This is a genomic window from Pseudovibrio sp. POLY-S9, from assembly GCF_001431305.1.
Lineage (GTDB): Bacteria > Pseudomonadota > Alphaproteobacteria > Rhizobiales > Stappiaceae > Pseudovibrio.
This window is the reverse complement of record NZ_LCWX01000243.1, coordinates 198,875-209,134: the sequence shown is the minus strand read 5'-3', so window position 1 is coordinate 209,134 and position 10,260 is coordinate 198,875. Positions and strand designations below refer to the sequence as shown.

The 10,260-nt window shown below is 51.7% G+C and carries 14 protein-coding genes; 3 read left to right on the top strand and 11 right to left on the bottom strand.

Annotated elements, in window-relative coordinates:
* The coding region (locus tag PPL9_RS28065) for a hypothetical protein (protein WP_161831491.1) at nt 1-1,557 on the bottom strand (1,557 nt) is incomplete at its 3' end.
* 135 nt (nt 1,558-1,692) lie between these two features.
* Between PPL9_RS28065 and PPL9_RS33895 the strand changes: the two genes are divergently transcribed.
* Nucleotides 1,693-1,890: a hypothetical protein gene (locus PPL9_RS33895; protein ID WP_208989690.1), complete on the top strand. Its 198-nt coding sequence runs from the start codon at nt 1,693-1,695 to the stop codon at nt 1,888-1,890.
* 53 nt (nt 1,891-1,943) lie between these two features.
* Here PPL9_RS33895 and PPL9_RS28060 read toward each other — a convergent pair whose 3' ends face one another.
* On the bottom strand, nt 1,944-2,567 hold the full coding sequence (locus PPL9_RS28060) for a hypothetical protein (protein ID WP_057465802.1): 624 nt from the start codon (nt 2,565-2,567) through the stop codon (nt 1,944-1,946).
* Between the two features lie 1,145 nt (nt 2,568-3,712).
* Here PPL9_RS28060 and PPL9_RS28050 point away from each other — a divergent pair.
* Both PPL9_RS28050 and PPL9_RS31695 read left to right on the top strand, forming a co-directional pair.
* Nucleotides 3,713-3,931 (top strand): hypothetical protein, encoded by a 219-nt coding sequence (locus PPL9_RS28050; protein WP_057465800.1) that lies wholly within the window; start codon nt 3,713-3,715, stop codon nt 3,929-3,931.
* Nucleotides 3,928-4,770: a Bro-N domain-containing protein gene (locus tag PPL9_RS31695; protein ID WP_082597143.1), complete on the top strand. Its 843-nt coding sequence runs from the start codon at nt 3,928-3,930 to the stop codon at nt 4,768-4,770. The genes PPL9_RS28050 and PPL9_RS31695 overlap by 4 nt, the downstream gene beginning before the upstream one ends.
* 273 nt (nt 4,771-5,043) lie before the next feature.
* Here the strand turns inward: PPL9_RS31695 and PPL9_RS32175 are convergent, their stop codons facing one another.
* From PPL9_RS32175 to PPL9_RS33890, 9 genes are all read right to left on the bottom strand, one after another.
* Nucleotides 5,044-5,223: a hypothetical protein gene (locus PPL9_RS32175; protein ID WP_152986850.1), complete on the bottom strand. Its 180-nt coding sequence runs from the start codon at nt 5,221-5,223 to the stop codon at nt 5,044-5,046.
* Between the two features lie 75 nt (nt 5,224-5,298).
* Entirely contained in the window at nt 5,299-5,472 is a 174-nt protein-coding gene (locus PPL9_RS32625; protein WP_161831489.1) for a hypothetical protein, read from the bottom strand.
* Entirely contained in the window at nt 5,469-5,849 is a 381-nt protein-coding gene (locus PPL9_RS28035) for a hypothetical protein (RefSeq protein WP_057465798.1), read from the bottom strand. The genes PPL9_RS32625 and PPL9_RS28035 overlap by 4 nt, the downstream gene beginning before the upstream one ends.
* A gap of 283 nt (nt 5,850-6,132) precedes the next feature.
* On the bottom strand, nt 6,133-7,017 hold the full coding sequence (locus PPL9_RS28025) for a DHHA1 domain-containing protein (protein WP_057465796.1): 885 nt from the start codon (nt 7,015-7,017) through the stop codon (nt 6,133-6,135).
* The gene (locus PPL9_RS28020; protein WP_057465795.1) at nt 7,007-7,231 is read right to left on the bottom strand and encodes a hypothetical protein; all 225 of its coding nucleotides are present in this window, start codon (nt 7,229-7,231) and stop codon (nt 7,007-7,009) included. The genes PPL9_RS28025 and PPL9_RS28020 overlap by 11 nt, the downstream gene beginning before the upstream one ends.
* Before the next feature lies 1 nt (nt 7,232).
* A complete protein-coding gene (locus PPL9_RS28015; RefSeq protein WP_057465794.1) occupies nt 7,233-7,712 on the bottom strand; it encodes a hypothetical protein in 480 nt (159 codons plus the stop codon).
* Nucleotides 7,709-7,903 (bottom strand): hypothetical protein, encoded by a 195-nt coding sequence (locus tag PPL9_RS28010; RefSeq protein WP_057465793.1) that lies wholly within the window; start codon nt 7,901-7,903, stop codon nt 7,709-7,711. Before PPL9_RS28010 ends, PPL9_RS28015 begins: the two co-directional genes overlap by 4 nt.
* On the bottom strand, nt 7,900-9,750 hold the full coding sequence (locus PPL9_RS28005; protein WP_152986849.1) for a hypothetical protein: 1,851 nt from the start codon (nt 9,748-9,750) through the stop codon (nt 7,900-7,902). The genes PPL9_RS28010 and PPL9_RS28005 overlap by 4 nt, the downstream gene beginning before the upstream one ends.
* Nucleotides 9,751-9,822: 72 nt before the next feature.
* Nucleotides 9,823-10,260: hypothetical protein (locus tag PPL9_RS33890; RefSeq protein WP_208989689.1), on the bottom strand; the 438-nt coding region annotated here is incomplete at its 5' end.

The window sequence follows — 10,260 nt, the reverse complement described above, 5'->3', positions numbered from 1 at the left end:
CGCTTTGCTGCGCTGGATCGGCTTGCGGCGACCGTTCCTGATCCCGACGACATTGGATGGACGCCCCATTTGAGCACCTTGCTCAATCACGCCCTGGCGCCCACGGTGCCCCAACGCGATGTATTGCAAACCATCATGAGGGTGAGAATATTTGTTCTTCTGCACAGCAAGCACATCGGTAGCACCTGCGCTCGCCTGCTTTGTCAGCTTGTAGTGCGCCGCAAATCCGCCAATCAGCACCTCGCATGTCGGGCAAATAAGCATCCGCTCAACGCCCGTTTCAATGGGAGCACCAAGATACCAACGCACCGCCTCTTGTCGCAAAGTTGGTTCGTTACTTTCTGTTGGAAGGATAGGAACACCGATACCCTTGCTCACCGTTTCCATGAAGGAGAGCTCACCGTTTTGCGTATCTGCTCCATAAAATGCCGATGGATCACCAAAAGCTTCACTGATGGGAATGCCGGGAAAGCGGGAGAGAAGCAGCTCAACAATCATGGTTGCAAAGCGTGATGGCCCAGTACCCGGTTCAGCACAGATCTCAGCCAGGATCCGCATTTGCCCGTTGGGTGGAAACTGGACAATGCCGCCTGCAGGCGAACCACCTGCATCAAGGCCAAGCCCGAGAGGCACACCAGGCAAAGGCTCTAGCGGACTATCAGAGACATGTCGCTGCAGATCAAATTCAGGATAAACCGGCTTACCATCCTGCGCATAACCAAACTTGCTGTGCACCATACGCTGTGTGATATGGTCAGGCTGCGTCGCCGCCTCAAGCTCGTAGCTGGATCGTGGCTTACCCTCCCGATTTTCGGCTTGCGGGCTCAGGCCGCTAGGTTGCCAGTAAAAATTATACCCCGGCACCTTGTCTTTTACGCAAAAGCGCGGCACCCAGTTGTCGATATCCGGCGGATTACAATCTCCCCAGGCGATACGCGGCAAGATTGTTTCACCTTCGTCAACAGTCAAACCCATCTTCTGAAACGCGGCAATTCCATCTTTGGAAACGCGCGCCAGTTCACTATCGGCAATCATCTCAACCGGTGGGTAACGTCCTGTCCGCTGGAACAAAAGACCAGGAACGCGCTCATCCAGCATATCGCACTCGTTCATCGCACCTAAGGTAATCTCATATCCCTTGATGAACTGCTCAATATTTTGATCACCAATCGCACCCGTTTCCATCTGGAAATCAACGATCACCTCATCAGCGCCGCGTCGGGTCTTCCATTTCATATGGTGCTTGACCGGACGGTCCTGCCCACCTTCATGCTTGACCGTCCAGGGATGATTGACCGGAAACGTATTGTACCAACTGCTTAGAAACGTTCTGGCAAAGTCGCGGTAGGTATCACGAATAAATGCCGCCTTGACGCGAATAATCCCGTCTTTACAAACCGGTAGATAGGTCGTCGCTAGCGTTGGACCTTTCATCACGCTACAAACGGTCTTCCCTGAACCCGCTGGCCCCATGATAATATCAATCGGCCCCCGGCTCTTGATAAAAGATGCACCGACCGGCCCCGGTGGTTTGTACTTCGTGATATCAATTCCCAACGCCCGCGCCTCCAAGCCCTTAACCCGCACCCAAACCCGTCTTCAACGTCGAAAATACAACCGCATTTTCAAGAGTAAGAGCGAGCAGAAGTCTCGTGTGAGTGAGGCGAGAGACCCCTAGGGGGCGGGTCAAAAATGATTTTTGAAATCGATTTGGCCGGATTGCTCAGCATTTTCGTGTCACCGGAAACGAAAAGCCGCTGGCCCTCAGGAAATCCGCCAGGCTGGATCCGCGCCGCCAGGAAACACCCTTTGAGTTTGGCGCGACTGATTTTGCATCAGCCGTACGGAGCAATATTATTTAATGATATCAATGACCTAACCAAACCGTGAGACACCACGCCTCAATGTCTCACGTCGCATCGCCTGCTAACCCATTGATTTCATTAGGTTGGCGCTGGTGCCGCCGTGAGGTCGATTAGCCCGTCATCATCTTGGGTCTGCGTGGACATTTCACCCACGATCATAACACCAAGCTTGCGCTCATCAATCACAACTTCAGTTGGTCGCTTGCTCTCGAAGTATGGCAGCAACTCGGCGTTGGCTTCCTTGATCAATCGCATGGCCTCCAGCGGTTTGCAACTCAGCTCCTGCGCCAACTTTTTCGGGGTAGCGTTCGCCATCGCCGCAAGGTTCAAGCCGGGATGCTGGTAACCCATCTTCAGCAAGCTATCTCGGAACAGCTGATTAGCTTTGTTCTTGGCACCCTTGGGCCTCCCCCGCGCCCGGCTCTGCTCCAACTTATCCGCCACATGTTTGACAGGTCCACCAAACAACGGAAGATCTTCATCTAGCATCAGGTCCAGCTGATCGGGGTTTTCCTCCATCTGATCCGCCATCTGTTCCGCCAGGTCGCTCAACATGGCCTCGGTTTCGGCCTGCTTCGTTCCAACCTTCGCCGCCCTGGACGGATCCGCCGCCACCACCGCCGAGCTCGCGGCATTTTCTCCCTGCGTGAGTGCCTCCAGCTGCCCCTGATTTCCGCCGTTTTCGCCTGTTTCACCAGCCATCGAATAAAACCCCATTATTTTATTCTGGTTATGCTCAGACCTACCGAAATCGGGAGGCATAACCAAAACATAACCGGCCAAATGCCAGCTAAAACAATAACTTATCTACTTTAGTTATGGGTTATATGGTTATATGTTTATTTATATATACGCGCGCGCATGCGAGAGAGAGGTTATAGCGGCATAACTCATAACCGAACCGTATAACCTAATGTTTTAACTGAGATATTTCGGTTACATCGGACATAACCGAGATGCAACCAGATATAACCACCCGAACCCGTCGGCAGATGAGAACACCCTGCCACACCTCTCGCCGTGACAAGTGTCCGCGCATGTAAAGCCTCTCGCAGCTGGCCCAAAGGGCCGCGAAGTGGCCCGACAAGCCAGCAGGACGCCGCGCGGACGCCGCTTTTAAGCCGCCGGGCGGGGGTAGAAAATTGTTAAGAGGGGCAAAGGGCAGCTGTAGGCAGTAGGGCGCGGGATAATTGCTGAACGGCAAGTGATCCGTTGGGCAATGCCTCAACTACTCAAGGTGTGGGAAAGTGCATGCAAGAACACAAAAAAGACCCGCATAAGCGAGCCTTCAGCAATCTTTCTCATTATCGGTTCATCGTTACTATGCGGATCTGAGGTGCCTAAATATTCGTCCAAATACATATGCAGCCCCTGCACAGACGAACGCAGCTAATCCGCTAAAGAACGCATACACCACATTGTATTTCCGCCCCAAACTCCAAAGAACTTGGCTATCCAACCATATAACAAAGCCCAAGAGAACAAGCATAAATACAACAAAGAAGACAAATCTCGTACTCACAAAGCCAAGAACTCCGAAGCCGAAGAAAATCAAAACAAAAATAGGATCTCGCAGAGTTCCTCTTATTGTACCAAGCAGCATGGCTAAAATTTCTAAGATCATTACTACCTTGACTTTCAATAAATTTTGAAGCAGCCTAGCATCACTCCATCAAATTGTGGAGTCTGGTTTGGTAGCCGGTTTCAAGAGCGCCCACGGCGCTTATTAGCGCTGTTTTTTTATGGGTGGCCCAACGGGAGGCTTTTGCCTGCCGCTCTCTTGACGGTCTACCAACCCGTTGTGGTCACCCGCCAGTTTGGTAGCTGGCGAAATTCAAGAGGTTTTCATGTCTACTGTTACAATTCCTTTTCACAATACCTTCAATAACATTCAGGAAGTGTCTTTCGTTTTGCAAATGCTGGCCTGCTATGCTGAGAACAGCAGTGATGAGCAATGGCTGGCCTGCAGGTCCAACCTTATTGATATGCTTGAGGCGATGACAAAGAACGTTAAAACCGCAAGCCAACTCATGGATCAGCTGGACACACAGGCAGCAATCCAATGACAGCCCTCACTAACTTTGATTTTGAAGACAAGCTGGTTCGAGTTTTGGAAGTTGAGGCTGAACCTTGGTTCGTAGGCAAAGACATATGCGCCTGTTTGGACTTAAAAAATCCGCGCTCATCGCTTGATCTGCTAGACCACGATGAAAAGGGTGTCCATACTCTGGACACCCTTGGTGGCAACCAGCAAGCAACAATAGTCTCCGAACCCGGCCTGTACCGCCTGATATTTCGCTCACGCAAGGCCGAAGCTGAACGCTTCAAGCGCTGGATTGCCCATGAGGTTCTTCCATCCATACGCAAAACAGGAAGCTTTACCAATCCATCCAGACGCACTGTAGAGCCAGAGCAAACACCCTCTGAGCGCAGGCAGGCATTAGAGATGGTCAGGGAAGCCAGATTGTTATTTGGCCCCGAGAGGGCAAGGGAGCTATGGTTGAAGACACCAGAACTGCCAGAAATACCTGAGGCACCAAAGCCGGAACATTTAACTGAGCCAGACGAATGCCTTCTACACCTCCTCAGCTATCGCTATGGAGACGGCCGCAGCATTGAAGCTCTGATCAAAGAAACTCAGCACGCCCATCTCGAAGCCTCCGGCATTCTGGCAACTCTCGGCATCAGACTGGTTGACTGCGATGATCAGGGCGAAGGAATGGCCGTCGCCAATAGCCATCATGGGATCCGGCAGATTTTCAAAGGTTCTATCTGGAGCTCAGGAAAACACAAGGATGCACTTCGTTTACTGGAGGGCACTGCCCCTTGGAAGGTCACAAAGTTTGCGGGCCATTCATCGCTCGCAACATTTCTTCCTATGGATCTGGTTACGGCAATAGGATAGACGGAACATTGAAGTTAACCGACAACTTGAGCCTATAACAATGAAACTTGACCAGGACAAACCTGTCACGCTGGACGACATCAAAGAGCTCAACGCACCAGTGCGCGCCCATTGCGAGCGCTGCAGTCATACAGCTTACATACCAACGGATGCAATGCCAGGTGATACAGTGGTGATACATATTGCACGCCAGCTGCGCTGCTCCCGCTGCAGATCCCCCCAGGTTGTAACCCGGCCATGCTATGAGCATATGGTTCCGCCCAACACACAAGGCTAACTGATCCAATGAAGCAACGCCCAATAAATGGGCCAGATCTCAGCAAGAAAGAAATTGATAGGAACGGCAACAATCCAATTCCACCAATTGTATTGATAGCCATCCAAAAACATCAGATAAACCAGCGTCCCAAGAGCTGCGAGCTGATAGCCGATAAACAATAAAGAAGACCGCACTAGAACCTCCTGATCAAACCGATTCTCAGGAGATTTTAGCGCGGTCTTCTCGTTAGTGCAGCAATCGATAAAAATTCAAGATGCTTTTATGAAGACATCGACAGTCCGAGCAATTAATCCTCCTGCAACACCTGCTATCAAAACTGCATAGAAAGCATTTCCACTCAGTTCGAAGTAATGCGAAAGCCCGAGGCACATCCCCAAAATCATGCTTGTGATAATGATTGATTGAGCATCCATTAGGTTCATTTCTCTTCCTCCACACCATGGTGCCAGTCACCGCAAGCTACATAGTTCCGAAAACTATGCGCCCCACCAGCATCAACCTGCATGAGCGTCAGAGTAGACCAGGCACCACTTGGAGCCGCACCTCCAGCTGCACTGCTGAAGAGAATTGCAGAACCATCATCATACTCAGCGATCAATCCGCCCCGCTCATCTTCAGGAACATGCTTTTTCCAATCGGGCGTCCTAAGACGTTGCTCCGCACACAACGCCTCCAACCAGGACGATTCATCATCAACCATGGTTTGAACAGAAGCAATTTCGTGCTTAATCTCATCATCTTTCATACCAGCTAGATCTGCTTCATACGGCTTCACTGCAGCTAAGTCATAGTTATTCATCAGAACCTCTGTATCTCACCATTTATGCTGTAGACACTGCCTGGAGCGATCAACAAGCCGCTCTTTGAGATGATCGCCTTTCCTTCCCAGCCAGCAAAAGTAAATGTTGCCTCGCGAGCACAACACTCCGCCTTTGTCGCACGTATTTTATCACCTGGTTTCAATAAGGCTTTGAGCACAGGCTGGGCACTAGCATTTCGTTGTCTGCTTGCTGCAATCTGATCTTCCCGAGACAGTTCGGGAAACAATGTCTCAAATTCTCTACTCGTCTGCATAACTCACCTCACACCGGCAACCGGAAGCCAGCCGCATTACGGTGACCGCCGCCGCCGAACTTCTTAGCAATTTTGGAAACGTCTTCTCGCTCGTCAGAGCTCCTCAGAGAGCAAGTCCGCCCTCCGCAAGCTTCGACTATGGCAACGGCAAAAGGCGCGTCAGGATGCTTTGAAAGCAGCTGGTGGCAGCTATCAGAAACAAAGGCATACGGCACCCGCACCACCGGCACGCCCTCATGATCCGCAAAGCGCTCAACTGTTGCACCTTCCACCATTTCCTCAACACGCAAGTTGTAATAGCGCTCTATCCCTCGTGCGATTGTCAGAAATGTTTCAGGATCTTTGTTGTACAGCTCAGAGGCTGCATTCCACTCATCGAAGTCTTGAGAGATTGAGCGAAGGTACTGCGTGACGAGCCTCGTTTCAGGCAAAGCAAAACGCCAAAGATCTCGATCTTCTACCGCTTGGATCAACGGAGGCACTTCTTTCTCAGGGTGACAGAACTCCCATGCCATCCGAGCACCAGAGCGCTCCATATCAAAACTTACAACTACGTAGCTGTCGAATATGATCGCGTTGATCCTGGCTTGTATTGTTAAATAAGTGCGATCTACGGCTTTGGTGAAGCGCGCCAACTCAACTTCAGCCGTGATGTGATGGTCGAGCACAACTACGCTTCTTGCGCGTTGCCCCAACTCTTCAAGAAGAGCAGCTGAAAAAGAGAAATCAACGATTAGCACTTTGCAGTCAGCGAAATCCTTCTCAGGTAAGAGGTTGCCATATTGGCAAGCAATGAACTCCACATCAGGCCACTTGCGCCATACGGCCCAAGCAGCAGCAAAGCCGTCATCGCAGTTCGCATGGTAGATGCAAATATCAGGCTTATAAATCATGTTTTACCACCTCTTCATCAACAACCAGGATAAGACTATTTTCGTCGGCTCCCTGCCGTGTCCAACCACCCTGGCAAGCGTAGAAGCTCCCTCGCCGGACCTTCGTTTTGCTCTCACCTTTTTCAATTTTGCTCAGAGCAAAACTCTCAAGATCTGTTTCGGGCGTCAGCACCACTTGCGTCCGCCCTTCGCTCATAAACAGCGCGGCTTTCATCTCAATGCATCTCCACTACAGCTTCAGAAACAAACGGATCTTCCCCGCGCGCATCGCGAATATTTGCAAGCGCAATCTTGTCATCATCAGTCAGATCAATAGCCTCAATCGCGCGCTCACTGATCCCAGCATTCCGAAGAACATCAGCCGAAATCTCAGGCGCGCCATGTTCTGTTGCCACCTGTAGACACGCCAGAAGGAAACCAGTCTCAAAGTCGCAGAAGTTCTTCTTTGTTTCGTCCGGAGTAGTCACAGCCGAAGCTGGCACCAGTTCCCCATTCGCAAAGGCACGGGTCACAGCAGCCGCCAGGGCAAGTGCACCGCTATCCTCATACTTGGCAATGATCAGATGATCGATCACCTCCCCGCTTTCATCGCGCAGCTCAACGCGAGGCACCTTGGTTGCATCCGGCGGATAGACCCAGTCCGCTGCATTGAGCTGCTTCGCAACCTTCAGCAAGGCTTTCAGATCAGTGTTCATTCCACTTCTCCCGAGCTTGAACCACCTTCAAAACTTGCAGGCGGAGGAAGAATTGCTGAAAACAGAAAGCAACTTCTGGCTCGTGCTTTCCCGGAACTCGCCGCACGCGCCAGCTCCAGAATTGCTTTGCCTCGTGCCTCCCCTGTCATGCTTTCCAGCTTGTCTACTGGTACTGGCTGTTGCTCACTCATTCTGTTTCTCCCTGTGTCAGATCGTCATAAGCTTTCAGATCCAGCAGCAAACACCGCTTGGTTGTGCGTTGGATCTTGACGTTGTGAAACTTTGTCTCCAGGCCGCGCAGCACCACATCTGTTGGCGCCTGCTTGAGGATCAGCGACCAACCGCCCTCAAAGAAGTCCGTCTCCTGGAAGATCTTATTGAGCGCCGGGTGTTGGGAAGGAATTGCAAGGCATGCGCCCTGTCCTGGATTGCCCTCTTTCCGCAATCCAAGGCCCGCAAGTCCCAAGCGCTGTTGCGCAAACTTCAGATCCAGATCTTTCTTTTCGTATTGATCAATCGTAGATCCCACAGTTGCTTTCTCACCGCCGCGGTGGAAGTCGATCGGAGAGTTGAGCAAATGCTCGACGCATTCCTGCCACTTCTCCACTTGCTCAGAACGTTCCAGGCTTGTTGCATGCCTGATGACTTCAGCAAGTCGCTTCTGGTCAGAGACTTCAAGCCCGTTCTCTTCCAACACATCAGCACCAACCAGCATTTCAGCTGCAGCCAGAAGCGTTCCATAGGTATCCATCGCGCGGCTATCAAAACCGGCCACATGCAATGTCTGCTTCCAGTCCGGCAGGATCCGGCTCAAAAACTCAGACCAGTTATCCATGATCTGGCGCAACAACATCCGCCCATCTACATCATGAATGACAGGTTCCCGGCCAAGAGTTTTGTCCAGGCGCTTCAGGTTCAAAATCGCCATACGCGTTTTGTCCTGGACACCCATGGGCGGGGGAAGAATTGCGGAAAACATAAAGCAGCTGCGAGCTTGGAAAACAGTACCTTCGTGACTAGCACCACCGCGCGCCATCTTACCGCCAGAGCTTGCCAATCGGGCCAGCTCAATAATACTCGTTGCCTTACTGGAGCCTTTCTTAGCCTCCAGCTCGTCAACCGTGACCGGCAAACTATCAGCCTTCACATGCTGGTAGATACCTGCGCTCGTCGTATCGACAAGCGCGTGCAACGTATCTTCTAAAATGGCTTGCACAATGCGGTGCAAGGTTGATTTTCCAACGCCGGCACCACCTGTTGTGAACACAATAGGACGCCACTCTAAAGCCCCACCCATAAGCGAGCAGGCAATCCAACCAAGAAAAAGAATGGGATCCAGGAACGGACGCTCCCAGTTCCAGCTCTTGAGATCCTCAAGGATCCGAGTAGCTGGCGTATCTTCAACCTTTACAGGCTCAGCCCAAGGCTGCGTTACATCTGGGAGCCGGGTGTATAGATCCCCGTCCATAACACCAGGTCGCGCCCGCTGCAGCTGCCCTTGTTTGTCTACTGACCACAGCCATTCACCAGAGTTCCAGATGAACTCATCATTTGCAGCCTTCCAACCACCGCGCCCGCGCACGCGGTTCTTAGGATCGAACAGCCCTCTACGTGCACCTTCCTGGATCAAACAGGTTGAAACCTTGTCTCGCTCAAGTCTCTTGACCACTGGCGGCAGAGGCTGGCCATCACTATCTTTGCCGCCTGCGCTAAAGCCTGGCCAAGCCCAATAAGCAAAGTTCACCTGCGGAGCAAACAGGCGAACGATCGTGGCATGATCCCACTTTTCAATTTCATGCATCTGCCCTGTAGCAGACACGCAGTAGGTCACATTTCCATTGTGCCCCAAAACCTTGACCGGGCAAGCTGGAGGCATGTTGTCATGAGGTGCCCCATCCCACTTGCCAGCTTGAATTCCATCGCGTGAGATATTTGGTTCCGGATCGCTAATGCCGGTGCTGTCTTCGAGTTGGTTCTTCGCATCCTGAAACTGGGCACGAATTCCAACGATCCCCGCATGATTGTATTTTGGTTTCACAGCAAACCGCACTTATTCTATGAGAGAAAGGACCGCCGGAAGCGAACTCCCGGCGGCAAGTTGCCTCGTTGATCAACGAGGACGGGAGCGCAACGCCAGCTCACTCAAAGCAAGCGGGCCATCAGTCAACTCAAGGGTTGTGTCTTCAATGGGAACGATCCACGCAGTAGGCTTTGCCTCAACTGCTTTTAATTGTGCTTGATGGAACAGACACCAAGCTCGATAAGTTAGACAGTACAGTGACAATGCGACCCGGTGAGCCGGGGCAAAACGCGGTGTCGGATAAAGTCCCAAGCGATAAAGTTGCATAGCAACAGCTTCTAACGGGGCACTAGGCGCACTGTTCATAAACGCTTCCATTTCAAGAAGAGTTTCGAGGTCAGGTTCCCAATCCACCTGCACACCGTGACGCTCTGCATGCCTAAGATTCGACAATAGAGCTGTGTAAGCTACCTCGAATGCATGCTCATTTGGTGTACCTATCACCGGATCGGTGGTAGAGGATTTGCC